This is a genomic window from Hallella colorans (assembly GCF_003096815.1).
Taxonomy (GTDB): Bacteria; Bacteroidota; Bacteroidia; order Bacteroidales; family Bacteroidaceae; genus Prevotella; species Prevotella colorans.
In genome coordinates this window covers 129072-155803 of sequence record NZ_QENY01000002.1, presented here as the reverse complement: position 1 = coordinate 155803, position 26732 = coordinate 129072, and the positions used below count along the sequence as shown (strand labels likewise).

At 45.9% G+C, this 26732-nt stretch carries 23 protein-coding genes, 1 tRNA gene and 1 pseudogene; 19 read left to right on the top strand and 6 right to left on the bottom strand.

Going from position 1 to position 26732, the window contains the following annotated elements:
* Positions 1-80 precede the first annotated feature (80 nt).
* The 9 genes from pheT to C7379_RS01615 all read left to right on the top strand — a co-directional run bounded on the left by pheT (position 81) and on the right by C7379_RS01615 (position 8778).
* The gene (pheT, locus tag C7379_RS01655) at positions 81-2549 is read left to right on the top strand and encodes a phenylalanine--tRNA ligase subunit beta (RefSeq protein ID WP_116615701.1); all 2469 of its coding nucleotides are present in this window, start codon (positions 81-83) and stop codon (positions 2547-2549) included.
* 39 nt (positions 2550-2588) lie between these two features.
* Complete coding sequence (locus tag C7379_RS01650) at positions 2589-3314, top strand: YebC/PmpR family DNA-binding transcriptional regulator (protein WP_116615700.1); 726 nt, start codon at positions 2589-2591, stop codon at positions 3312-3314.
* A 338-nt stretch (positions 3315-3652) separates the two neighbouring features.
* The gene (locus tag C7379_RS01645; RefSeq protein WP_116615699.1) at positions 3653-4072 is read left to right on the top strand and encodes a Fur family transcriptional regulator; all 420 of its coding nucleotides are present in this window, start codon (positions 3653-3655) and stop codon (positions 4070-4072) included.
* Positions 4073-4342: 270 nt separating this feature from the next.
* Positions 4343-4852 carry a DMP19 family protein gene (locus tag C7379_RS01640; RefSeq protein ID WP_116615698.1) on the top strand — a complete coding sequence of 170 codons (510 nt, stop codon included), beginning with the start codon at positions 4343-4345 and terminating at the stop codon, positions 4850-4852.
* Complete coding sequence (smpB, locus tag C7379_RS01635) at positions 4845-5324, top strand: SsrA-binding protein SmpB (RefSeq protein WP_116615697.1); 480 nt, start codon at positions 4845-4847, stop codon at positions 5322-5324. The genes C7379_RS01640 and smpB overlap by 8 nt, the downstream gene beginning before the upstream one ends.
* A gap of 675 nt (positions 5325-5999) precedes the next feature.
* Complete coding sequence (locus tag C7379_RS01630; RefSeq protein ID WP_116615696.1) at positions 6000-6983, top strand: calcium/sodium antiporter; 984 nt, start codon at positions 6000-6002, stop codon at positions 6981-6983.
* A gap of 176 nt (positions 6984-7159) precedes the next feature.
* Positions 7160-7849, top strand: coding sequence for a queuosine precursor transporter (locus C7379_RS01625; RefSeq protein WP_116615753.1), 690 nt, complete (start codon positions 7160-7162; stop codon positions 7847-7849).
* A 5-nt stretch (positions 7850-7854) separates the two neighbouring features.
* Positions 7855-8322: a preQ(1) synthase gene (gene queF, locus C7379_RS01620; protein ID WP_116615695.1), complete on the top strand. Its 468-nt coding sequence runs from the start codon at positions 7855-7857 to the stop codon at positions 8320-8322.
* Between the two features lie 54 nt (positions 8323-8376).
* The gene (locus C7379_RS01615; RefSeq protein WP_116615694.1) at positions 8377-8778 is read left to right on the top strand and encodes a hypothetical protein; all 402 of its coding nucleotides are present in this window, start codon (positions 8377-8379) and stop codon (positions 8776-8778) included.
* A gap of 120 nt (positions 8779-8898) precedes the next feature.
* On the opposite strand, the gene C7379_RS01610 is transcribed toward C7379_RS01615, so the two are convergent.
* On the bottom strand, positions 8899-9747 hold the full coding sequence (locus C7379_RS01610; protein ID WP_116615693.1) for a lipocalin-like domain-containing protein: 849 nt from the start codon (positions 9745-9747) through the stop codon (positions 8899-8901).
* A gap of 169 nt (positions 9748-9916) precedes the next feature.
* Here C7379_RS01610 and C7379_RS01605 point away from each other — a divergent pair, with 169 nt between their 5' ends.
* The 3 genes from C7379_RS01605 (at position 9917) to C7379_RS01595 (ending at position 15263) form a co-directional block, all read left to right on the top strand.
* A complete protein-coding gene (locus C7379_RS01605; protein ID WP_116615692.1) occupies positions 9917-11692 on the top strand; it encodes a biotin/lipoyl-binding protein in 1776 nt (591 codons plus the stop codon).
* Between the two features lie 92 nt (positions 11693-11784).
* Entirely contained in the window at positions 11785-12342 is a 558-nt protein-coding gene (locus tag C7379_RS01600; RefSeq protein ID WP_243406676.1) for an HDIG domain-containing metalloprotein, read from the top strand.
* A 62-nt stretch (positions 12343-12404) separates the two neighbouring features.
* Entirely contained in the window at positions 12405-15263 is a 2859-nt protein-coding gene (locus C7379_RS01595; RefSeq protein ID WP_116615691.1) for a putative LPS assembly protein LptD, read from the top strand.
* A 155-nt stretch (positions 15264-15418) separates the two neighbouring features.
* Here C7379_RS01595 and C7379_RS01590 read toward each other — a convergent pair whose 3' ends face one another.
* From C7379_RS01590 to C7379_RS01575, 4 genes are all read right to left on the bottom strand, one after another.
* Entirely contained in the window at positions 15419-16009 is a 591-nt protein-coding gene (locus C7379_RS01590) for an NUDIX hydrolase (protein WP_116615690.1), read from the bottom strand.
* A gap of 39 nt (positions 16010-16048) precedes the next feature.
* Positions 16049-16867 carry a TrmH family RNA methyltransferase gene (locus C7379_RS01585; RefSeq protein ID WP_116615689.1) on the bottom strand — a complete coding sequence of 273 codons (819 nt, stop codon included), beginning with the start codon at positions 16865-16867 and terminating at the stop codon, positions 16049-16051.
* 202 nt (positions 16868-17069) lie between these two features.
* Entirely contained in the window at positions 17070-18293 is a 1224-nt protein-coding gene (gene pepT / locus C7379_RS01580) for a peptidase T (RefSeq protein WP_116615688.1), read from the bottom strand.
* A gap of 36 nt (positions 18294-18329) precedes the next feature.
* Positions 18330-18406: transfer RNA gene (locus C7379_RS01575), tRNA-Arg, on the bottom strand.
* Positions 18407-18658: 252 nt separating this feature from the next.
* Between C7379_RS01575 and C7379_RS01570 the strand changes: the two are divergent.
* Positions 18659-18866, top strand: a pseudogene (locus C7379_RS01570) (aspartate--ammonia ligase); the annotation flags it as partial.
* 674 nt (positions 18867-19540) lie between these two features.
* Here C7379_RS01570 and C7379_RS01565 read toward each other — a convergent pair.
* Positions 19541-21349, bottom strand: coding sequence for a DNA polymerase III subunit gamma/tau (locus C7379_RS01565; RefSeq protein WP_116615751.1), 1809 nt, complete (start codon positions 21347-21349; stop codon positions 19541-19543).
* Between the two features lie 129 nt (positions 21350-21478).
* Between C7379_RS01565 and C7379_RS01560 the strand changes: the two genes are divergently transcribed.
* The 6 genes from C7379_RS01560 to C7379_RS01535 all read left to right on the top strand — a co-directional run bounded on the left by C7379_RS01560 (position 21479) and on the right by C7379_RS01535 (position 26673).
* Entirely contained in the window at positions 21479-21838 is a 360-nt protein-coding gene (locus C7379_RS01560; protein WP_116615750.1) for an FtsB family cell division protein, read from the top strand.
* Entirely contained in the window at positions 21822-22229 is a 408-nt protein-coding gene (locus C7379_RS01555; RefSeq protein WP_116615687.1) for a hypothetical protein, read from the top strand. The genes C7379_RS01560 and C7379_RS01555 overlap by 17 nt, the downstream gene beginning before the upstream one ends.
* A gap of 91 nt (positions 22230-22320) precedes the next feature.
* A complete protein-coding gene (locus tag C7379_RS01550) occupies positions 22321-23103 on the top strand; it encodes a DUF4369 domain-containing protein (protein ID WP_116615686.1) in 783 nt (260 codons plus the stop codon).
* A gap of 135 nt (positions 23104-23238) precedes the next feature.
* Positions 23239-24609, top strand: a complete 1371-nt coding sequence (locus tag C7379_RS01545; RefSeq protein ID WP_116615685.1) for a dihydroorotase — start codon at positions 23239-23241, stop codon at positions 24607-24609.
* A 145-nt stretch (positions 24610-24754) separates the two neighbouring features.
* Positions 24755-25918: a metallophosphoesterase gene (locus C7379_RS01540; protein WP_116615684.1), complete on the top strand. Its 1164-nt coding sequence runs from the start codon at positions 24755-24757 to the stop codon at positions 25916-25918.
* Positions 25915-26673, top strand: a complete 759-nt coding sequence (locus tag C7379_RS01535; RefSeq protein ID WP_116615683.1) for a lysophospholipid acyltransferase family protein — start codon at positions 25915-25917, stop codon at positions 26671-26673. Before C7379_RS01540 ends, C7379_RS01535 begins: the two co-directional genes overlap by 4 nt.
* Positions 26674-26732: the final 59 nt, after the last annotated feature.

Here is a 26732-nt window from a genome sequence, read left to right as displayed (position 1 = left end):
AACACGACGTGTGCTTGGGCATGTCGTATTAATTTAGTAATTTTGCAGGCAATTCGAAGGTTTATAAACTCAATAATTTCATGAAGATTTCATATAAGTGGCTTAAGGAGTACGTGGATTTCTCGCTAACGCCCCAAGAAACCGCTGACGCATTGACCTCCACGGGGTTGGAGGTGGACTCTTTGGAGGAAGTGCAAGCCATCAAAGGAGGCCTGAAAGGTCTATATGTGGGAAAGGTTCTCACCTGCGAAGCCCATCCAAACAGTGACCACTTGCATGTCACAACCGTTGATTTGGGCAAGAACGAACCGCAACAGATAGTTTGTGGCGCACCCAATGTAGCGACAGGCCAGAAGGTCATCGTGGCCGATTTGGGCTGTGTGCTCTATGATGGCGACAAGGAATTTGTCATCAAGAAATCGCGCCTGCGCGGCGTGGACAGCTTTGGCATGATATGCGCCGAGGACGAAATAGGCGTGGGCAACAGTCACGAGGGCATCATTGTTTTGCCAGAAGACGCTGTCGTGGGCACGCCTGCCGCCGAATATTACCACTTGGAGAGCGATTGGGTGATAGACATCGACATCACGGCGAACCGCGCCGATGCGTTGAGTCATTATGGCGTGGCGCGCGACTTGTACGCTTGGCTGGTGCAACGGGGGTATGAAACTACATTGCATCGCCCGGATTGCGACAGGTTTGAGGTGGACAATGAGTCGTTGCCTATCGACGTAGAGATAGAGAATACTGCGGCATGCAAACGCTACGCATGCTTGAGCGTGACAGATTGTGACGTGAAAGAAAGCCCCAAATGGTTGCAAGACAAGCTTGTGACCGTGGGATTGCGCCCTATAAACAATATCGTGGACATCACCAATTATATCATGATGGCCTACGGTCAACCCATGCATTGCTTTGATGCGGATATGGTAACGGGGCACAAAATAGTAGTGCGCACGCAGCCTGAAGGCACAAAATTTGTGACATTGGACGGCGAGGAGCATGAACTTGGGGAGCACGACCTGAGTATCTGCAACGCCGAGGAGCCTATGTGCATTGCCGGCATTTTTGGCGGCAAAGGCTCTGGCACCTACGAGACAACGAGAAACGTGGTGTTGGAAAGCGCCTATTTTCATCCTACATGGATTAGGAAAAGCGCGCGAAGGCATGGACTTAGTACTGACTCAAGTTTCAGGTTTGAGCGTGGCATAGACCCCAACGGACAAGTTTACGCATTGAAACAGGCTGCTATACTGTGCAAAGAGCTGGCTGGCGGAAAAGTTTCCATGCAGGTGAAAGACGTCTATCCAGAGCCAATGGAGGATTTCAAGGTGAGCCTGCGATATGAATATTGCGACCGACTAATAGGCAAAAGCCTTGGCAAGGATACCATAAGGCGTATAGCGCAAAGCCTTGAGATGAAAATAGTAAGCGAGAACGAGGAGGGCATGGAACTGTTGGTTCCGGCCTATCGCGTGGATGTGCGTCGCCCGTGCGACGTGGTGGAGGATATCCTTCGAATATATGGGTATAACAATGTGGAAATACCCACCCAGCTAAAATCATCGCTTACCGTTGAGGGGGACGAGGACAGGGAACACCGATTGGAAAATATCGTGAGCGAACAATTGGTGGGTTGCGGTTTTAATGAGATATTAAACAACTCGCTTACCAAGTCGTCCTATTATGAAAAAGACAATTTGAGCGCATACCTTTGGAAGAACACGGTGAAACTAATGAATCCTTTGAGCGCGGATTTGGGCGTCATGCGCCAAACTATGCTGTTCGGAGGATTGGAGTCTTTGGCTCGAAACATCAACCGAAAACGCACCAATCTCAAATTTTTTGAGGTTGGAAATGTTTATCATTATGCGCCAGAGAAAGATGACAACGACGCTTCCATCAAAGCCTATTCGCAGGAATACCACCTTGGATTGTGGATCACTGGTAAGCGTGTAGAGGGTTCGTGGGCGCATCCCGACGAGGAAACGTCATACTATGAACTCAAGGCTTATGTTGAGAATATACTGCGAAGGGCTGGCGTGCCAGACGAGATCATGGTGGCCTCGAAGAGCGACAACAATATCTTCGTTTATGGTTTGACCATTAAAAACCGCGGTGGCAAGATGCTTGCGGAGTATGGCAAAATCTCCAAAAAAGTGTTACGCAAGTTGGATATCGACAATGACGTGTACTATGCGGAACTTAATTGGACTGGTATCATGAAGGCTATCAAGAAAAACAAGATAGTGTTCAAGGAACTTAACAAGTACCCAGCCGTTAGCCGTGACCTCGCGTTGCTGCTTGATGAGGGCGTGGAGTTTGCGCAAATAGAGCAAATAGCCCGCCAGACGGAGAAGAAATTTTTGCGTGATGTTGTCCTTTTCGACGTGTATCAAGGCAAGAACCTGCCCGACGGAAAGAAGAGTTACGCCGTAAATTTCATTCTTGAGAACGAAGAAAAAACATTGAATGACAAACAGATTGACGCTATCATGCAGAAACTTATCCATAATTTGACAACAAAATTGGGTGCTGAATTGCGTTAAACTAAGATAGATAATAATCATATAAATAGACAAATTCCCATGGGAAGAGCATTTGAATATCGTAAAGCTACTAAGTTAAAGAGGTGGGGGCACATGGCCCGCACGTTCACAAAATTAGGTAAACAAATCAGCATTGCAGTAAAAGCTGGTGGACCCGAACCTGAGAACAACCCTACCTTGCGTGCGATTATCGCCACATGCAAGAAGGAAAACATGCCCAAGGACAACATAGACCGTGCCATCAAGAATGCCATGGGCAAAGACACCAGCGAGTACAAGGATGTGACATACGAGGGATATGGACCCCACGGAATAGCCGTTTTCGTAGAGACCCTGACCGACAACACCACCCGAACCGTTGCCGACGTGCGCTCGGTATTTAACAAATTCAATGGAAATCTTGGCAATCAAGGCTCGCTGAGTTTCCTTTTCGACCACAAGAGCGTGTTCACTTTCAAGACGAAAGAGGGGGTGGACATGGACGAATTGATACTTGACCTTATCGACCACGAGGTGGAAGACGAGTACGACGTGGATGAAGAGGAGGGCGAAACCACTATTTACGGCTCGCCAACAGCTTTTGGTGAAATACAAAAATACCTTGAGGACAATGGTTTTGAGATTACCAGCGCAGAGTTTACACGCATTCCAAACGACTTGAAAGACGTAACGCCAGAGCAGCGCGAAACCATTGACAAGATGGTGGAAAAACTCGAAGAGTTTGACGATGTGCAGAACGTGTACACCAATATGAAGCCAGAGTAACTGTCTTAAGGGCTAATAACAGCCTGCTTAAGTTTCTCTCAAAACCATTTGCACGTTGTCCTCTATAGAGCACAGGTGTCAAAAGGTACATTACGCAATGCCAAGCTATCGACTCGATGGCTTGGTATTTTTATATGTTTGACACGATGCGATGTTCTCATAAATAAGCCGTTTTTTAACAATAATGTCACGAAGATTAAATGATAATGTAATAAATTGCTAACTGAAATTAATTTAATTTGATAAAATTTATATCAAAATATTTGCTAAAGGCTATTATATTGCTTATTTTTGCACATCTAAGTGATAGATGAGTAAATATTAAACGAATAAGAGTTATGAATCAAGAAGCTTATGATAGATTGGTAAGTTGTGGCGTCAGATTATCCATGCAACGTTTGGCTATTATGAATTACCTGCTTACCCATCACACTCACCCAACCGTAGAGGATGTCTATCAGGGCATTTGCAAGGAAATAAGGACATTGAGTCGTACCACTGTCTATAACACGTTAAGACTTTTTGCCGAACATAACGCTGCTCAGATGATCACCATTGACGATCATCGTGTGTGTTATGATGGCGACATTCGCCCACACGTTCATTTCTTTTGCCGTAAATGTGGACATGTTTACGATCTTTTTGATGAGGTTCCTCCGCGAATGGAACAACCCAAAAACATAGACGGGCATGCCATTGATGAGATGCAACTTTATTACAAAGGTGTATGCAAGCATTGCAAGACAAATGATAATTAAATAATTTATCCATCACAACTAACAGTTGGCCACTTGTATAACGACATGCAAGTGGCTATTTGTTTTTAATTTTTCGCTCACGCCATTGCTACCAAGGAGAAACTGTGGTATGTTTCGTTCCAATCACATTGCTCATTCAATGATATTTTTTGGTAATTTAATGGCGTAAACATTGATCGTTATGTGCTTAATTTAACAACCTTTTACGCATAACGAGAATATTTACAGCTTAAAATGTTTATCTTTGCAATCTTAAACCAATAATAGATAATGATAGAGGTAAGGGTAAAAGATTCCGAAGTGAGGCGAGCCTCACAAGAGGGTATGGACGCATTCGTCGCTGTGTTTTCAGACGCAATTCTCAAGAGTATCGGTGGCGAGTTGAACGCGGACAATATGTCTATGCTCAATTCTGACCAAATCACGCTGATAGCCTATGTTATTTTACGCGACGAGCTGATGAGCGGCGGTTTTGTCCAACTCATTCATAATGGCTATGGCGATTTTATCTATCGCAATCCCTTTGATAAAGCCGTGCGTGAATGGGGGTTGACCGAACTCTATCGCATCATCCACAAAACCCATCGTCTTTATAGCAAATGTCATGAGGCTATTGAACAAGACTGTACGCAGGAAGAGTTTGACGCGCTGTACGAGCAACATCCGGAGTTTGACGTTTATGATGATGCTTTTGTAGAGTTAGAGGAAGATTTCACCACCCAAGTAGCTCATTATGTGGACGAAAATATCGAAAATTTCGCAATCGTAGAACATGAATAAAGACGCGCTCGCACTTCGCAAGAAGAGCCCTATACAGATAAAAAACAAGAAAGCCTCGTTCGAGTACAGCTTCATTGACACTTACACGGCGGGCATTGTGCTCACCGGTACCGAGATCAAGTCTATCCGATTGGGCAAGGCATCATTGGTAGACTCGTTTTGTATCGTGAGCAATGGTGAGATATGGCTTAAGGGTATGAACATTTCACCCTATTTTTATGGCTCTTATTCCAACCACGTTTCAAAGCGTGATCGCAAGCTGTTACTCTCAAAAAAAGAAATCAGGCATTTGGCCGAAGATACCAAGACACCTGGCCTGACTATCGTTCCAACCTTGGTTTTTATTGATAATAATGGTCGTGCCAAAGTTGACATTGCCTTAGCCCGAGGTAAGAAGGAATACGACAAACGCCAAAGTCTCAAGGAGAAAGAAGACCGGCGAGAAATGGATCGGGCGATGAAACATTTTTAGAATGGCAGAGATTTCGCAGTGCCATGTATGGACAGACTGCTATGTGGCACTGTGGAGAAAGTAGGTGCACCGTTTGAAAATACATCATAGGCGGTGCCACGATTTCAGGTGAATTGGTTGTTCTAACAGTGATCATTCGTTTTTCGTACCAACATTGATTTTTGTGGGAAAATGTACAAATACTATTCTGTGAATATTGTACATGTAATTTTTAAATGATTGGTTGAAGATTTGAAAATAAATTATTGCTGTCCGGTAAAACATTATTAAATTAAAAAAATTAGGGCTGACGTTTCTCACGAGGTATCAACCTTGTTGGTTTTCTTTGTTTTTTGAGAAAAAATATAACCATGAGCAAAGATAGTCATTTTAGCGAACAGCAATAAATTATTATATTGTTTACCTCTGCTTGGGAATTTATTTCCTTAATGCGTCAGGCAGTAATAGGTTTTGTAATGTGTTTGATGATTGATCACATTTTGCAAGCAAAGTTAAGACATTTAGATTGTTATGAGTTTCAATTATAGGCAAATGATTTTCACTTATCGTTATTTTATTGTATAAACGCCTTTTAATGTGTTTTTTTTATCAATACGTAACATTATTAATTGTGTACATGCTCATTAAGTTCCATTTTTTTATGTACATTTGCACAACGTATCAATTGATCCTATTATGCAAATGTTACCACTCTTTACGTTCGCAGCATCACAATTGTGGCTTCAAGTTGTGTTGTTCGTGGCGGGCATCGTTATCGTTTTGTGGGGTGCTGACCGCCTTACCGATGGCGCCGTGGGCTTGGCCGAGCGCATGGGTGTGCCCCAGATAGTCATCGGTCTCACCATTGTGTCCATTGGAACGTCCATGCCCGAGTTTTTTGTGAGCCTCATGTCGGCCATCAATGGTACGCCCGATTTGGCTGTTGGCAATGTCGTGGGAAGCAATATTTTCAATACAGCACTCATCGTTGGTGTTGCGGCTATGATATGTCCCATACATATTTTGCCTGCAACAGTGAAAAAAGACATGCCCTTTACCATCATCGCGTCGGTGGTATTGCTTGTAATGTGCTTTGATTCGAGCATCTCTCGGATCGATGCGCTATTGTTGTTTGCCATGTTTGGCATGTTCATGTACATCACGCTAAAGGGAGCGCGCGCTAATTTCGGGCAAGGGTCTGATGGCGGTTCCGTCAAGAAGCGTCCCATGGCCGTTTCTCGGTCCGTGGCGTTTTTAGTTGTCGGTTTGGCATGTTTGGTGCTTGGCTCCAATGTGTTTGTGGACAACGCATCGGCCATTGCCGCCAATCTTGGCATGAGCGAAGCACTCATCGGTCTTACCATCGTGGCCTGTGGCACGTCGCTTCCAGAGCTTGCCACTACGGTGGTGGCCGCTCGTCGTGGCAACAGTGGCATCGCCATTGGCAATGTTTTAGGTTCTAACGTGTTCAATATCTTGATGATACTTGGTCTTACGGGCCTTATCTCGCCCATGGACATTCAGGGCATAACCAGTGTGGACCTTGGCGCGCTACTTCTTTCCATTGTTGTGTTGTGGCTCTTCTCGTTCACGAAATATCGAGTTGAGCGATGGGAGGGAGCGTTGCTTACGACCGGTTTTTTGGGCTACATGGCCTATCTCGTCAGCCAAGCGGCCTGACGGTTAGCCCATGATGGGCGCAAAAAGAGGGTCCGCATACCATTTTTTGTGCCCATTGTTGCCATAATCGGTGGGATCTAAACACTTTTTTAGATACTTATCGGTCACGAATGGAAATATAATCGTACCTTTGCGGCTGAAATAGAGTGCTTGGTAAACCTCTTAAAAAACAAGACATGAACAATAATAAACAGACCGTGAGTGTGCTGTTTATGCTTTTCAGCATACTCTTTTGTGTTTGCCTCATTGCGGCAAACGTATTGGAAACAAAGCAAATATCGGTTGGTTCCATCAGTCTCACGGGTGGTTTCATCGTGTTTCCCGTATCTTATATCATTAATGACTGTGTTTGCGAGGTGTGGGGATTTCGCAAGGCGCGATTGCTCATTTGGACGGGCTTTGCCATGAATTTCTTTTTTGTGGCTATGGGTGCCATCTGCGACCTCATCCCGGGCGCCGACTATTGGAACAACGATGCGGGTTTTCATGCCATCTTCGGGTTGGCCCCACGTATCGCGCTGGCATCGTTTGTTGCGTTTGTCATTGGTAGTTTTGTCAATGCTTACGTGATGAGCCGTATGAAGATACGCGACGGAGGCAAGCGTTTTTCAGCGCGAGCCATACTCAGCACCGTTGCTGGCGAGACCTGTGATTCGGTTATATTCTTTCCCTTGGCCTTGGCCGGCGTGGTTCCAGCGAGCGAGTTGCCTTGGCTCATGTTGTGGCAAGTGGTTCTCAAAACCATCTACGAGGTGTTGGCGTTGCCCATCACCGTGAGGATCGTGAGAGCGATGAAGCAGCACGAGGGAGAGGACGTTTACGACACAGACGAGAGTTATAACGTATGGAAAGTATTTAGTTTGTAAGGATTATGGCATCAAACAGAGAGCAAGAAGGATTGAAATCATTGGGCGCACAGACACGATACAGTATGGATTACGCCCCCGAAGTATTGGAGACTTTCAACAATAAGCATCCCGAAAACGACTATTGGGTGCAGTTCAATTGTCCCGAGTTTACGTCGCTCTGTCCCATCACGGGGCAACCGGATTTTGCCGAGATACGCATCAGTTATGTGCCGGCAGAACGCATGGTGGAAAGCAAGAGCCTGAAATTGTATCTTTTTAGTTTTCGCAATCACGGCGATTTTCATGAGGATTGTGTCAACATCATCATGAAAGACCTCGTCAAACTCATGTCGCCCAAGTATATAGAGGTGGTTGGATTGTTCACACCGAGAGGTGGCATCAGCATTTACCCTTATGCCAACTATGGCCGGCCGGGCACCAAATACGAGCGTATGGCCGAGATGAGGTTTGCCAATCATGGCATGAGATAACCATTTCCGAACGCATGAGCGGGTTTCGCGTACCCATGCTTGCGAGCTGTCGGTATGTGGCCTTATGCGCTGTTTGGCAAAAACAGACGTTGTGATAGCCAACTGGCAAGTGATGGTGGATTTGAAAAAATAATGTGGAAAAAACATGACAAAACACCTCTCAGAAATCACTTGTATGCAAATGGCAGAGGCGTTGCCTACAAATACGCGAAGCATGTGAGTTTTCTTTCATGTGCTGTAAATCAGCGCGATGGGAATGAAAATATGAAATCGGCTCAAAAAAGTTTTCCAAGCAACTTGTCATTAGGCCTTAATCGTGTGGCCATTAAGGCTTGGACGCACCGTGAAAAAGACCGAAACGGCTCGCGTTTAGTACCGAAACGCAAGACCAATGAGTACCAATGGCAAAATATTTGCGAGACAAAGATGTTGCCAAAGTCTTTTTTAAATAAATAATTCACGTTTTTGCCGCTAAATCAATTGGTTGTAGACCACCTGTTTTTTTGATATATTCTTGACAGATTGAGGTGGTTACCGCCCACCCAAATCATCGTTTTGCATGCGCCCCGCCGCATCTTATGGTTGGGCGTTTCTTCTTAAGGCGGCTTTCTTATGCTTGTCGGCGATGGTCTGCGCTTTCTTGTTCACCTCGTTGGCATCTTTCTTACGGTAGTAGCAGCGAGTGCCATTGCGGTCGGTGAGCGCTAATGAGTCATGGCTAAGAAAATCGATAGAACATGTGTCGTATCTGATGTCTGTGAAGCCATCCACCGTGTTGTCCTTGTCGTATTTTGGCTTTCCACTCGCCAAAATAAATTTTCCGTTCCATATTTGCCATTTGATGAAATAGTCAAGCGATGGGTATATCACGGGACTTTCGTCTGCCAAGGCGTTCAACTCGCGTATGTAGCCCACGCTGGCAGCTTCTCCTTGTGATTTAAGCCAAAAGCCGTATTCGAGTGGTACGAACAGGGAGAGTGCCAGAGAATCGGCCATCGAGTCTTTAGTGCGGTCCTGTACTTGCTCTTGTTCGTAGCTGTCTTGCCGCATTTGCGGCATGACCATATAGCACCATACGCCCTTCAGCTCATCCAAATTGATAACCATGTCGGCTACGTTCGCGTGTTTCTTGTTTGGCACTAACGCAATGCGGTCGCCCGTATTGATGCTGCCCAGCACTTTGTTTCTACGTGTGGCTAAAACAATGTCATACCTCACGGGGTCGCTTCCGTCTGCGGGCAATAATAGTATGGCGTCGTCCGAGCTTCCCTTGCAGGCCAATCCATAGACGGTGCTGTCGCCAGCCATCCGGTAATCTCCTGCGAAAGGGTCGTTTATATTGGTCGTGTCGGCAGCTTGGCGCTTGCAGCTCACGATGGTTATGACAATAAATATTGCAACAAATATTTTTCTAAATATCATCATGTATGACTGTTGTTCTTTGCAAAGATAATTATAAAAGAATAAAAAAAACGTACTATCGGACCTAATTTGGATTTTTTTATCTAATTTTGCATACCTAATCGTAATGCCATTCCTCTCAATGCATAGGTGAAGGACTGGTTTTGAAATATGAATTGAAAGCACAAAAATAATGAGCAAGAAAATTCAGTTTAGTCTCATATATAGAGACATGTGGCAGAGCTCAGGCAAGTTTCAGCCTCGCAAAGATCAGTTGGAGCGTATCGCCCCGGTAATTATCGACATGGGATGTTTCTCGCGTGTGGAGACCAATGGTGGCGCTTTCGAGCAGGTACAATTGCTTGCTGGTGAAAATCCAAACGAGGCTGTGCGCGCCTTTTGCAAGCCATTTAATGAAGTGGGCATCAAAACCCACATGTTAGACCGTGGCTTGAATGCCCTGCGTATGTATCCAGTGCCAGACGATGTGCGTGCCATGATGTACAGGGTGAAACACGCACAGGGTGTGGATATACCTCGCATTTTTGACGGTCTGAACGACATTCGTAACATTGCGCCATCCATCAAGTGGGCCAAAGAGGCGGGCATGACTCCGCAGGGCACGCTGTGCATCACGACGTCTCCCGTACATACGCTCGACTATTATGAGCATTTGGCCGATCAGGAGATTGAGGCTGGAGCAGAGGAGATATGTTTGAAAGATATGGCTGGCATCGGTCAGCCGGCGTTCTTGGGCCAGTTGGCCAAACGTATCAAGGACAAACATCCCAATATTATATTGGAATACCACGGTCACTCCGGTCCCGGACTGAGCATGGCATCGGTCCTTGAGGTGTGCCGCAATGGTGTGGACATTATTGACACGGCCATAGAGCCACTGTCATGGGGCAAGGTACATCCTGACGTTATATCCGTTCAGAGCATGCTTCGCAACGCGGGCTTTGACGTTCCTGATATCAACATGAGCGCGTACATGAAAGCGCGCGCACTCACGCAAGAGTTTATCGACGAATGGCTTGGCTGTTTCATCAACCCGCAAAACAAGGTGATGAGCTCGCTTCTGCTCACCTGTGGCCTACCTGGCGGCATGATGGGCTCCATGATGTCTGATCTGAAAGGCATGTACGACACCATCAACAACCTGCGCAAAAAGAAGGGCGAGGAACCACAGAGCATGGACGACCTGCTCATCAAGCTCTTTGATGAGGTGGCTTACGTGTGGCCGAGGGTGGGATACCCACCTTTGGTAACGCCGTTCTCGCAGTACACCAAGAACATCGCGCTTTTCAACCTGCTCACATTGGAGCAAGGCAAGGGGCGGTATGTTATGATGGACGACGCCATGTGGGGCATGATTCTTGGCAAGAGTGGCAAGGTGCCCGGCAAGATAGATGACGAATTGGTTAAGCTGGCCAAAGAAAAGGGTTTCGAATTTACCGATGCCGACCCCCACACGCTACTGCCAAACGCGCTCGATGACTTCAAGAAGGAGATGGACGAGAATGGTTGGGACTATGGTCAGGATGACGAGGAGCTGTGGGAATTGGCCATGCACCCAGAGCAATACAGGAACTATAAGAGTGGGCAAGCCAAGAAAAATTTCTTGGCCGACTTGCAGAAGGCTAAAGATGCCAAGCTTGGCGGTAACGCCACGCCAGAGCAGTTGGCCGCTTACAAGCACGCCAAAGCTGATGCCATCGTGGCTCCCGTGAAGGGACAGGTGTACTGGGAGTTCCAAGGCGACGGAGAGGCCGCTCCGGCGATAGAACCATACATCGGCAAGACCTATAAGGAGGGAGAAGCGTTCTGCTACATTCAGGCTCCTTGGGGCGAGTTTGTCGAGGTAGGCGCCAGCCTCGGGGGAAAACTTGTCGAGATAGGTGCCAAGCAAGGTTCTAAGGTGCAAAAGGGTGATGTGATAGCTTATATCGAAAGGGATCACGAATAATCTTTTTGGTTAGCCAGTGATATACATTTATCAATAAATAAATATTCGCCCTTTTCTCCAAAGTGGAGGAGAGGGCGATCGTTTTTTAAGTCATGGATTATCAAGTACAACTCAATTGGGTGATGCGTCTGATAGACAAGTATTATCCAGAGGATAGCGAGTTACGTCGCATTTTCTTGACACATAGCATAGCGGTTACGCGCAGGGCGTTGCAAATTTGCGACCTCCATCCAGAGCTTGGCCTTGACCGCGCGTTTGTGGAAGAGGCGGCCATGTTGCACGACATCGGCATCTTCGAGTGCGATGCTCCGAGCATCTGTTGTCATGGAAAAGAGCCCTATTTGCGACATGGGATAATTGGCGCCAACTTGATGCGCGCCGAGGGATACCCTCGCCATGCCCGCGTGTGCGAACGTCACACGGGTGCTGGATTGACAAAGGAGGCTATCGTTTCGGGCAATCTTCCGTTGCCCCACCAAGACTATTTGCCCGAGACATTGGAAGAAAAGGTGGTGTGCTACGCTGATAAGTTCTACAGCAAGACAAAATTGAAACATGAGCGAACCCTCGCCGAGGCCGAGCGAAGTATCGCTCGTTTTGGTGATGACGGGTTAGAACGCTTTAAGACATGGGAGGCAATGTTTGAATAACAAAGTTAAAATTGCGAAAACACACGACTTTTCACCATTTATTACCTACTTTTGTACCTCAAATGAAGACACGGCTTTTCGTCATATTTATGCTTTTCGTCATGGCCTTTTCCATGGCAAACAGCGACGTGCCCGGATTTTTTAACAAAAATATCAATTCCGTCAACGACGACACGACGAAAACTAAGCTTGCCCTCAACGATCATTCCACATTAAAAGACTCTACCATCACGGAGGAAAATGTAGACGTCAAAACTGATACCGCCATGATGGATTCGCTCCAGCTTGCCATTTACCATCACAACAAGATGGTGGACGATTCCATCAGGTTAGACTCCCTTAACAAAAAGAAAAAGAGTGGTATAGACGCCCCCGTTAAATACGAGGCTCAAGACTCATTGATATATGAGGCCAAATCAAATACCGCCCATCTTTACGGCACTGCTGAGGTGAGTTATGAAAACATGAACCTCAAAAGCGATAAAATATACATGAGTTTGGACAGCAGTTTGGTGCACGCAACGGGCAGTGCAGACTCAACGGAGAAAACTGGCATCAAGGGTCGTCCGGTCTTCACTATGGGGCAGGATAAGTATGACACCGACACCATGGCGTTCAACTTTAAGAGTAAGAAAGGCATTGTGCGCAATGCGTATACCCAACAAGAAGACGGTTATCTTGTCAGTAAGGTGTCAAAGCGTAATGATAAGGGTGAGCTTTTCCTTGCTCACGGCCGCTATACCACTTGCGATAAGGAGCATCCTGACTTCTATATAGCCCTGTCGAGAGCTAAAGTGCGTCCAGGCAAGGATGTGATTTTTGGTCCGGCATATATTGTAGTGGCTGATGTCCCATTACCTTTGGCCGTCCCTTATGGTTTTTTCCCGTTCACCAAAAGCTATTCCAGCGGCTTTATTATGCCTTCTTATGGCGATGAAAATAATCGTGGCTTCTATCTCCGCGACGGAGGCTACTACTTTGCTGTCAGTGACAAATGGGACTTAAAGTTGCTTGGCGAAATTTACACCAAGGGATCGTGGGGTATCTCTGCTGCCAGCAACTATCGCAAACGCTACAAGTACAGTGGGTCGTTTTTTGCAGCTTACCAAGACACCAAGACAGGAGACAAGGGCATGCCAGACTTCCAAGAGCAAGAGAGCTTCAAGCTGCAATGGAGCCATCGGCAAGACCCCAAGGCCAACCCATTCAGCTCTTTGTCAGCAAGCGTCAACTTTGCCACTTCAAGCTACGAACGAAACAATCTCACGAGCATGTACAATCCGCAAGCCATGACCCAAACCACGCGCACCTCTTCAGTAAGCTGGAGCACCACTTTCTCAAGCATTGGACTCTCATTGAGTACCTCGGCCAACCTTTCGCAAAACATGCAAAACTCCACCATATCTCTAACTTTGCCTGATGTCAATGTTTCTATCAGCCGTTTTTACCCATTCAGGCGCAAACACAGGGTGGGCGAGGAACGCTGGTATGAGAAAATATCCATGAGCTATACCGGACAGATGAGCAACTCTATCCAAACCAAGGAAAACCTATTGCTCCACTCCAATATCGTGAAAGATTGGCACAATGGTATGCAACATAACATTCCTATCAATGCGTCTTTCACGCTTTTCAAATTTATAAATGTCACGCCTTCATTTAATTTTACTGACCGAATGACCATGTCCAAGGTGGAAAAGTCCTGGAATCAAGCCACCCAAACAGAGGTGGCAGATACCACTTACGGTTTTCACAACATCTATAACTGGAACATGAGCGTTTCGGCCAGCACCAAATTATATGGATTTTATATTCCAAACCGAAAAATTTTCGGTGAAAAGATTCAAGCCATCCGACATGTGTTCACGCCACAAGTGAGCTTTAGCTACGCGCCTGATTTTGGCTCGGCGCGCTATGGTTATTACCAGACCTACCAAAAAACAGACCGTGATGGAAATGTCTCGTTGGTGGAATACTCTCCTTATTCTGCAGGACTTTACGGGCCTCCGGGCAAAGGACGTACCGGAAGTGTGTCTTGGGACGTGAGCAACAACATAGAAATGAAGATCAAAAGCGACAAAGATTCCACTGGCTTCAAGAAAATAAGCTTGATAGATGAGCTTGGCGCCTCTATGTCATACAATATGGCTGCTCGCCGCCAACCGTGGAGTGACTTGTCTATGCGTATAAGGTTGAAGTGGTGGAAAAATTACACTTTCAACCTCAACGCTGTGTTCGCCACATACGCTTACGAGCTTGACGAGAACGGTAAACCATACGTCGGTGATCGAACGGAGTGGGGATATGGCCGTTTTGGACGCTTTCAAGGCATGTCACAAAATATATCTTATACGCTCAATCCTGAGAAAATAAAAAAACTTTTCGGTGGCAAGGATACAGAGAAAGACAATGACAAGAACCATGACGACGAGGGTATTGACACTAATATTGAAAGCAACATAGACGATGCAATGGAAAAAGGTAGGCGTGGAGCTGACAAAAAACAAAATGGCGGCAAGGCTTCCACAGACGATGATGGCTACTTGCCCTTTTCCATGCCGTGGTCATTGACTTTTGGTTATGGCATCACGATGCGTGAGGACCGTGGTGGAAGATTCAACAAGAAGAGCATGAGATATCCGTATAAATTCACCCAGACACTTAATGTGAGCGGAAATCTGCGTATCAGCGACGGTTGGAATATCAGTTTCTCCAGTGGTTACGATTTCGAAAACAAGCAAATATCCATGACAACGGCCTCATTGCAACGCGACCTTCATTGTTTCAACATGAGTTGCTCCGTAGTGTTGGCACCATACACAAGCTACAATTTCTCCTTCAGAGCCAATGCGGCAACGTTGACAGATGCGTTGAAATATGACAAGCGGAGTGGTTATAGCAACGCCGTGCAATGGTATTAAAATGTATGGTTGAAACGAAGTTTGTATTTCTATAGAAACTATAAACGTCTCTTGCGATTTTCTTTCATAACTCGGTGAAAAGGCCATCTCATCACCGTGATAGCGCAAGGTTTTCTCGAATGGATAGAATAGGGTCCAAACAAGGAGTTGGGGCATCATTCGGATGGCGCTTGCCGACTTTGCAACAAGTCTGTATGCTCAACAAAATATTTCCATAGTGGCGCGATCATCATGGCCTGCGCGAACTGCCCCTGCCGCAACATCTCAAGCGTTTCACGCTTGCTTTTGAGAAACACTTCTATATCTTCTGTCTCATCCCAATGACGATTGGTGGTTGGTATGACATTTTTAGCCACGAAGCAGTGGCAAAGATTGGTCATTGTGCTGGGGTTGGGTGCGATCACCATTAGCTCTGACCACGTGCCGCCCGTATACCCTGTCTCTTCCAGCAACTCACGCTTGGCACCATCTAATGGTGTCTCTCCTTTTTCCACGCATCCAGCGACAATTTCCGTCGAGACGATGCCAAGCGCATGGCGATATTGTCGTTCCAATATCAATTCGCCCGATTGCGTCACAGCCACGACATTAACCCATGTGGGATACTCCAGTACATAGTATTCGTCAAAAATCTTACCGTTGGGCAATTGAACTTTGTCTCGGCGTGCCGTGAGCCACGGTCTATGTATGATATACTTGCTATCAAGTTTTTTCCACATCATCTCCTCATCGCGTCTCTGTCTCATATCATGTGGGTTTTCAATTTGCTTTTTTGTTTATTTAATTTATAACTCAAGCCCATGGTTTCTTTGTCTCACCACCTCATACATCAGTATGGCCGCGCTCACCGACACATTGAGAGAGTCGAGATGTCCCAACATGGGTATGCGGATATGGGCGTTGGCAGCTTGTCTCCAAGCGTTTGTAAGTCCCGTAGCCTCAGTGCCCATGACGATGGCAGTGGGCTGGCGCATGTCAGTGTTGTAATAGAGTGTGGAATCTTGTAGTTGGGCGGTTAGTATTTGAATGCCGTGCGAGTTCAAAAAGGCAATACACTCCTCAGTGCTGCAGGCCAGTGTAGGCACCGTGAAGACTGCGCCTATGCTGCTGCGTATCAGGTTGGGGTTGAAAAGGTCGGTGAGAGGGTCGCATACGATGACCGCGTCCACCCCCGAAGCGTCTGCGCTTCGAAGCACTGCACCAAGGTTTCCTGGTTTCTCCACGCTTTCCAGTACCGCCAAAAAAGGATTCTCAGGCAGTTTGATGTCGTTCAGAGCTTTGTCTTTTGCTCGCATCTCTGCCATCAATCCCTCCGTGGTGCCTCTGTAAGCCATCTTCTCATACACTTTTTTTGAAACGTCATAGATGGGCGCATCGGGTGCGAGCGTTTTAATTTCCTGTGCGTCGGGGTTCGATCCCAAAATGTCTTGGCAACGAAACAAGCACTCCACCTCATAGCCCGCGCGGATGCAATGCAATAACTCGCGTACGCCCTCAACCACAAACAGCCCACTCTTTTTGCGTTCGACCGATTTCTGTTGTAAGGCCACAAGTCGCTTAATTCTCTGGTTTTGCGCGCTTGTGATAATATTCTCGAATGTCATTTGTATGATGATAATTCTATAATCGCAAGGGCATGGATTATTTTTCTCATGCCCTCAAAAACAAATTCTCCCCACGCCACACTGATATCGGGACGTGAGGAGACTTATGGTTTAACCTCGGTTAGCTTTCATACAGCTTGCCGCAAGCTGTCAAGATATGAAGTCTGCGAATTTGACAATGAAAGGGAGAATAGTCTCCGCCTTAGTCATTAAACGTTCCTGTAATCTCGCAAATCTTCGTGATAACCTGCATAGCCTTTTCCATCACTTGGATAGAAACAAACTCATATGGTCCGTGAAAGTTCACGCCGCCAGCGAAAATGTTGGGGCAGGGCAACCCTTTGAAACTTAGCTGCGCGCCGTCAGTGCCGCCACGAATAGGCTCCACTTTAGGCGTTACGCCAGTTTCTTGCATGGCTTTGAGCACAATGTCAATGACATACATGTTAGGATCTATTTTTTCCTTCATGTTATAATATTGATCGCGCAATTCCACCACGACCGTACCCTCTCCATATTTCTCGTTCATCCGCTTAGCAATGCTCTCGATAAAGTCCTTACGCTCTTCGAATTTCTTGCGGTCGTGGTCACGAATGATATAGCTCAACAGCGCTTGCTCACATCTCGTCTCCATGTTGGTGAGATGATAGAAGCCTTCATAGCCCTCGGTGGTCTCAGGTATGTCTGTGTCTGGAATATAGCCGTTAAACTCGCATGCCAACCTACTGGCGTTTATCATCTTGCCTTTGGCATAGCCTGTGTGTACGCTCACGCCCTTGATGGTGACTTTGGCAGCCGCGGCGTTGAAGTTTTCATATTCCAAGTTGCCTATGTCTCCACCGTCCATGGTGTATGCCCATTGGCATCCAAAACGCTCCACATCAAAGTGGTGAGCGCCCATTCCAATCTCCTCGTCGGGGTTGAAAGCCACTCTAATATCACCATGTTTAATTTCGTCGTGGTCGCGCAGGTAACACATGGCCTGTACTATCTCTGCTATACCAGCTTTGTCATCGGCTCCCAGCAGCGTCGTACCGTCAGTCACAATGATGTCTTCTCCTTTGTGCTCTAACAGTTCTGGAAATTTCTTGGGTGATGAAATAATACCCGGCGACAGCTCAATGTCGCCACCGTCATAATTCTTTATGATGCGGGCCTTGATGTTAGCGCCGCTTGCGTCGAGCGCGGTGTCATAGTGAGAGATAAAGCCAATGGTCGGCACCTCTTTCTTAATGTTGGAAGGAAGTGTGGCATAGATATAGCCCATCTCGTCCATTTCTACGTCTTTCAACCCCTCGGCAACGAGTTCTTCTTTCAGGTATTTTGCGAAGATGAGTTGTTTAGCTGTGCTGGGTACTGTGTCGGAGCCTTCTGCCGACTGTGTGTCAAACTTAGTGTAATTAATAAATCGTTCGGTGATATTCATGTTTTTACAGAAAAAAGGTTTTGAAGTTATACTTCGTGGTGACTCCGGCGGGACTCAAACCCGCGACACCAAGAACCGGAATCTTGTGCTCTATTCAACTGAGCTACGGAGCCTTTAAACGAAGTAAATGCAAAAATAGTAATTATTTTGGAAAGCACAAAGGCTATGGTTAAAAAAGTAAGAAATATTTTTTCAAAATCACACGTCTATTACTCAAACTGCTTCGAGGTGACGCATAGATTTCAAAGTGTCTTGAAAAGGAGAATAATCATAACATTTTGAAAAACATTTTGCAGGTGTTGTAAACTTCACGCAATTTATTCTTAACCATGTATGAAAAGATGAATTTAGCATCAAAATAGATTATTATGAGTAGAATGAATGCCATTTGCGATGATGAGCACTTGGGCAACCTACATTCGCTGCATGTGGACCAATGGGATTGGAAGGCCATGTTCACCGAGCAAGACCGCTCGCTCGCATATCTTGACGATGTGGTCAGGCGCATCTATGCAGCCATATTGCGCGCGGAGTATCTTGCTATTCGAGTGTTATTTGCAGATCAAGCCGTTTTAGCCAAGAGACATCCACTTTGTGCATAGTTGTTGTGGATAAATACTTGGACAATGACACGACATTGCTGGGCAAGTTGTATGCAAGCATGTTTGCTTCTACTCTAAAATGTTTTACCAAACGAATAATGATGTGAGAATATAAAAAAACATGTTGAATCATTTTTACATTGGCTTTGGTTTGCATGAAATTATTATAAAAAGTAGATTATAATCTTTAAAAATGGGGGAAAAGAGCATATTTTTATAAATACCTAAAAAACAACAAATTATAATAATATAATTTTGTTTTTATTTAAAATAACAACTTATTAGTTTGGCGATTAGGTACTAATCGTGTTTCGATTAGGTATTAAACGGCAGCCGAATAGCACCTAAACGATACGCCTTTAAGCATTACAGGCATTGCCATTCGTACCTAATGACAAGAAGGCTATGACTTAAACGATGTGATTGGACGACAAAATGGCTTTGAAATAAGCATAAAATAGCCGAACGTATCAGTTTGGGAGCAATAAATAAATGGTATAAATACTTACAAAATTGGTCTTTGAAAGTCTGCTGGATAGACATCATTCAAAAGACAAGCAACGTAACAGTCTTTATTGCTTAACAATCGCTTTAAAGGTCATGCTGTGACGCAGACAAAAGCATTTAGAAGTTTTAAAACTGAATTTAGGCCAATTCGAGGCCTAAATTCAGTCTAAGTTTTTCTATAGCAGGATTTTTTTTGCGCATGTTGTCAAAAATTTCGCGCTTGGTATAAGCCCTGCTTGACCCATTATTTTTAGTCAATTGCAAGTTGATTGAGATGGCATTGTTACCCAGATTTTTTTTCATCGTGGCGGTGATATTGCCTATTATCTCCTTTACTTGTCCATAAAGTATCTCATTGTCAATGGTCACCTCTATGGCAGGGTAATCCACTATATGGGGCGTGATGTTTTTAAGGCGCGAAGCCAAACCCACCAAATGGTGGGGCATACGGTTGCACATCAGTGTCCATTGCATGCCAAGCTCGTCATCGGTGAACTTCTTGGTGTTGGCGGGGATAACCTTCTCATCCGTTTTCTTAACGTCTACATAGTTGGGTGACGGCGTGCCATGTCTCAAATGGTCAAACGTCATGCCAATGTTTTTGAGCTTTATTCGAGGCGCTGTGCCCTTTGATGGTGAGGGGGTTGCGGCAGTGTGGCGTGGCTCCGACGCAGTCAAGCTGCTTGTGGCGCGTTCCGCCGCGACGGTTTCGTACGATTGTTGGTTCGCTTTGGCAGACTTCTCAGCCACCGCCACCTGTCGAGACGGTTGAGGTTGAGAAGTCTTTAGGTTTTTAAACAGGATTTTCAAGCACTTGGGGCTACGCCCCGCGCCTGCGTCATCGTCTTCGTCAGATTGGGTGAGCTGGGCCACGCGAATGAGCGTCAGCTCTGCCAAGAGCCGTTTGTTGCTACTCTGCCGATAGTTCACGTCGCACTCGTTCAATATCTTCAGTGCTTGGAATAAAAAGCGTGTGCTACATTTGCTGGCCTGCTCTTGGTATTTTTGTCGTTGTCGCTCGCTCACCTCCAAAAGCGAAAGCGTGCGTTTGTCGGTGGCCATCATCACGTTGCGAATGTGCGAGGCTAACCCGTTGACAAGGTGCCCCGGGTCAAATCCCTTGGCTATGATGCCATTGAGCGTTAGCATAATGTCACTTACTCGGTTTGCCAATGCAAGGTCGACAATTTTGAAATAATTTTCAGAGTCGAGCATGTTTAGGTCCTCAAGCACCCGCTCGTAGGTAATATTGCCTTGGCAAAAACTGGCCACTTGGTCAAAGATAGACAGGGCATCGCGCATGCCTCCGTCTGCCTTTTCGGCGATAACATGCAATGCCTCTTCCTCGCAACTGATGTTCTCTTGTGCCGCCACCATCTTCAAGTGATCAGTGATTTTAGGTACGGTCATGCGCTCAAAGTCATAAATCTGGCACCTTGAGAGAATCGTGGGCAGCACTTTGTGCTTCTCTGTAGTGGCGAGAATGAAGATGACGTGCGCAGGCGGCTCCTCGAGCGTTTTGAGAAAAGCATTGAAAGCCGAAGTGGAAAGCATGTGCACCTCGTCTATGATAAATACCTTGTACTTGCCTCCCTGCGGTGGAATTTGCGTCTGCTCCATCAATGTCTTGATGTTTTCCACCGAATTGTTACTGGCGGCGTCAAGCTCAAAGATGTTCAATGAGCGGCCCTCATTGAACGATTTGCAGCTCTCGCATGTGTCGCAAGCCTCGCCGTCTGCTGTGATGTGCTCGCAGTTGATGGTCTTGGCAAATATACGGGCGCAAGTAGTTTTGCCCACTCCACGTGGTCCGCAAAACAAATAGGCGTGCGCCAGCTTGCCCCCCATGACGGCATTTTTTAGTGTCGTGGTCAGCGCGTCTTGTCCAACCACAGAGCTAAAAGACGTAGGGCGGTATTTTCTGGCCGATACAATATAGTTGTCCATAGCGTAATGACTGATAGTTAATTGTTGCAAAGTTAACTTTAATTGGGTGGAAAGCCAAACAAATATAATGTTTTCTTTTGTCTTTTGCCGCTTTTGCATTATCTTTGCATCAAAGATTATGAATGGCAAATGAGCAGCAAACTTACCGATTTCTGGAATGTGTTGTCACGATATAAATATGTGATAACTTTTGTTGTGGGCGTGGCCCTTGTGGGATTCATTGACGATAACAGTTTTTTGAGGCGTGTGCAATATGATATGCAGATTGGCAAGATGAAGGACGAGATACGCAAATACAACCTGCAGAACGAGAAAGCCACTCAAGCCCTTAACGAGTTGAGACGCAACCCAAAAGCCATTCGTAAGATTGCTCGCGAGCGCTATTTCATGAAAGCAGACGACGAGGACATATATGTGCTAAGCACGGACCAGCAGGCCGCGGACGAGGCGATAGAAAAAGCAAATAATATAGATGAAGCAGCTCAATAGAACACAAAGTGCAATATTTCTTTTAGGTGGCGCCTTGATGGTGATTGGTGCCGGAAGTTTCTCCTTGATGTGGCATCAGCCCATATTTTGCTGGGTGTTCTTGGCAGGCGCTCTGCTGTTTGCCGCTATGCAAATAATGCAGACTTACGAGGGTAGTGATATAACTTTGAGGCGACTGAAACGCATTCAAGGTTTGGCCGACATAATGTTCGTGTTGGCTGGAATACTGATGGCCGACAACGCATACGGTTTTTTCCGTCCCCTGTTTGCAAACATAGTAGACTATTCCAACTATGTGTTTAACAAATGGGTGGTGCTACTGCTCATCGCTGTAGTCTTGGAAGTTTATTCTGTGCACAGGATAGACCGCGAACTATCAAAAAAAAACTAAAAAGAAGGGCTATAATCTTTAAATAGCATAATTTTTTTTTTTGCGTCGTCAATACATGTTACCTTTGTGTTACTTGAAGAAATTATGGTCTATGAATAAAATACTATACGCGGTAATTAGCATACTGACCTTTACATCATGCGCTGACACTTTTAGCATAGCAGGATCGTCAAATGTATCTACTCTTGACGGCCAAAAATTGTATTTGAAAGTTTACAAGGATACTATACTTAAAAAATTAGATTCGTGTGACGTGGTGCATGGACAGTTTCAGTTTCAGGGTGCTATAGACTCTGTGCGTATTGCCAATATCTTTTTGGACGACAACGTAGGCCTGCCTGTGGTGCTTGAGGGTGGAGAAATCGTGGTAATGATAGATAACACACAAGAAAGCGTCACCGGCACACCACTCAACGACAAACTGTCTGATTTCCGTCAAAAATTCACTCAGCTCATGAACCAAAGCATGGACTTGGTTCACAAGCATGATCAGGCCATTATGAACGGTAGTGACATGAACGTGGTCAATGCGAAATTGGCTGCAGAAGACGCAGCCATCAACCAGAAAACAGACAAACTTGTCACTAATTTTGTTGTGGATAATTTCGACAATGTGCTTGGTCCTTATGTGTTCATTAACACTTGTATGAGTCGCTACGAGGTGCCCATGCTCGACGCGTGGATAGAGGATATCATGAGCAAGGCTACGGAAAAGTTTAAGAAAAATCCCCAAGTGAAAGCGTATTACGAAGCTGCACAGCAGAATCAGAATATCATGAATGGTCTGCAGGATGCCCCACGCCATGAGCCAGCACCCGTTGTGGCACCGCCCGTTGATGGCCCAACTCCCAATCAATTGGCCTCACCGAAATAATCATGGAGAAATAGTACGGGCAGATTGCCAGCATATTGATTGATGGCATGCGTACTCAAAGATAAAGGATCGCACGACATTTACGGCAAAATGACGGTAGATACCTATTTATATTAAGCTTTATTTTTCCCTACTATGAGAACTATTATTGTTGGCGGTTGCATTGTCAATGAGGGCAAAACCTTTGAGGCGACCATCATTGTAGATGATGACTGTATCACTGATATTATAGAGGGGCAACATGTATCCCGCAACATAGGCGATAAAGTAGTCAATGCTGCGGGTTGTTTTGTCTTGCCAGGAATCATTGATGAGCACGTACATTTTAGAGAGCCAGGCCTCACTTCCAAGGCAGACATAGAGAGCGAGTCGCGCGCAGCGGCAGTGGGAGGAATAACATCGTTTCTTGATATGCCTAACACTGTGCCGCAAACGACAACCCCCGAAGCCCTGAACGATAAGATAACGATGGCTGCCGACCGTAGTCATGTAAACTATGGTTTTTTCTTTGGAGCTACCAAGGACAACACAAGGGCATTCTCTCAGCTTGACAGAACACGTTTTCCGGGCGTGAAACTCTTTATGGGCGCATCCACAGGAAACATGCTTGTGGATCGAAAGGAAACTTTGGAAAAAATCTTCAAGACATGCGCCGATTTGCAATTGCCACTCATGACACATTGTGAGGACACTGCCATGATTACCGCAAACATGGCCAAGGCCAAACAACAATATGGCGACGACCCTGATATCGCGCTCCACTCGCTTATACGTTCGGCTCAATCATGCTATACGAGCACTTCATTGGCTGTGGCATTGGCTCGTCGTTACGGCACGCATCTGCATGTGGCGCATGTGTCCACGGCACGAGAGCTTGAACTATTTGGCAAGCCAACGGTAGAAAACGAGTTGCCTGCAATCACTGGCGAAGCTGTCATCGCCCACCTATGGTTTTCAGAACGCGACTATAAAACGAAAGGCGCGCTCATCAAGTGTAATCCTTCCATAAAACGAGTGGAGGATAGGGCGGCTCTGCGCGAGGCTCTTGCCGTTGGGCAAATCAGCGCCATCGGCACCGATCACGCGCCGCATGCGTTGGCAGACAAGCAGGGAGGATGCGCCAAGGCGGCCTCGGGCATGCCCACGATACAGTTCTCTTTGGTTACCATGCTCACCTTGGTCGACGAGGGTGTGCTCTCCTTGGAGCGGCTCGTACAGCTCATGGCACACAATCCGGCACGTTTGTTTTCGATAAACAAGCGTGGATTTTTGCGACGAGGATATAAGGCCGACATCACCATTGTAAAGCGATGTGACCCATGGACGGTGTCAACGGGTATGATAGAAAGTAAGTGTGGTTGGTCCCCACTGCTTGGACAGACATACCAATGGAAAGTAGTGCACACATTTTGCAATGGTCGGCATATCTTTGATGATGGCATTTTGGACCGGAACTACTATGGGGAAGCCCTGCGGTTCAGATTTAACGAGAATAGTAAAAAATAATGTTTATCAAATGGTTAGTACATGTCCTTGATAGGAAAAATAATCGATGCTATTCATTTCGAACAACATCGAATAGCCATCAAGGCTTGTTTGAGAAATCAATTGTATCGAAATCACAGTTTAATAACGTTTAAATCACGACCTCTTGGTAGCCCGAATTTTCTACTTTCTCCTCTTTATTATTATACTACCGGATCTTTATTTTGAAGTCCGCTATATCCGCCCGGCTGGCCGATATCGCTGGTGGAAACGGTTGGCGCTGTGGCTTCCTACCATCGGCATTATCGTATACACCGTCTATTTAGACCATATTCGCAACTTTATACCTGATAATATGGCCATCATTGACATTTATCTGTTAATTCTTGGCCTGTTAGTGGTACCAAAAATACTATTCATCTTGTCTATCTTGCTTGGGCAAGGAGTGGCTCGCTTACGTCATGGCGGTCGCAATTGGTGGTATTCATTGGGGGCTGTTTTAGTGTTTTTTTGTTGGTATGTCATCATTTATGGGGCTACCATTGGAGTGCGCAAGCTCCGCGTAGAACATGTGGAGCTCTACTTTAATGATCTTCCTGAAGCGTTTGATGGATATAAGATCGTGCATTTCACCGATGCACATGTAGGATCATTTAATGGCAATCGCCGGCAGATTTTGCGCGGAGTCGTTGACAGTATCAACGCACAACGTCCTGATTTGATAACTTTCACTGGTGATTTACAGAATATTAAACCTTGCGAGATACGCTCGGCATACCCCATTTTAGCAAAATTGCGTGCTAAGGACGGCATCTATTCCGTATTGGGAAACCATGATTACAGCGAGTATGTGCACTTAAACGCGGCAGAGGAGGCTGCCAATTGTCAAGAGGTTATTGCTCTTGAGCGACAACTTGGCTGGCGACTGTTGCTCAACGAGCATGCCATTATCCGTCATGGCAACGACTCGTTGGTGATTGCGGGCGAGGAAAACCTCGAGAAGCCGGCTCGGGCCGATTTCCCTAAAACTATGCGTGGAGTGGCGCGTGGATCTTTTGTTGTTATGTTGCAGCATAATCCAAAGGCATGGGAGAGGTACATAATGCCGTCTGGCCGCGTCCAACTCACTCTAAGTGGGCATGTTCATGGTGGGCAAATAGCTTTCTTCGGGTTTCGTCCATCATCTATAATATATAAGCATGACTACGGTCTATTTCGCGAAAATGGCAAAGCTATGTTTGTCTCCGCAGGCGTTGGTGGCCTCATTCCCTTTCGTTTTGGGATGTCGCCAGAAGTCGTGTTAATAACCTTACATCGATTGAACAAATGAAATATCTGTATCGACTCTATCAAGTTCTCGTATTCCTGCCCATCTTTTTGGTCATCACAGTACTCACCGCTATGTTCACTGTGGTGGGTTGTTTCATAGGCAATGGCCATTTTTGGGGCTATTATCCTGGCAAAGTTTGGTCTTGGCTCATCCTGCGTTTGCTGTTCTTGCCTGTCAAAGTGGAGGGTAGGGAGCTTCTTGAGAAAGGGCAATCATACATTTTTGTGGCCAATCACCAAGGCATGTTCGATATCTTTTTGATCTACGGGTACCTTGATCGCAACTTCAAATGGATGATGAAGAAGTCGTTACGCAATGTCCCTTTCATTGGGATCGCATGCCAAGCCGCCCATCATATCTTTGTGGATCGAAGTAGCAAGTCGGCTATTAGGCGTACCTACGATGAAGCGCGGGACACCCTTCGCGATGAAATGTCGTTGGTAGTGTTTCCTGAGGGTGCTCGCACTTTCACCGGGCACATGGGGCTTTTCCGCCGTGGCGCTTTCTCATTGGCCGATGAGTTGCAGTTGCCAGTGTGCCCACTCACCATCAACGGCTCATTTTTGGTGATGCCTCGCACACGCGATTATCGTTGGATAAATTGGCATCCACTCACCCTTACCATTCACAAACCCATTATGCCCCAAGGCCAAGGCCGCGACAATATAGACTATCTGAAAGAAGAGAGCTATCGCACAGTGATGAGTGGACTTACAAAAGAATTTCAAGATTATACAGAAAATCTTGATCAATAAAAATGCCATTAAATAATGATATTACCATTTTATTTTATAATTTTGCACTAAACGCAAAT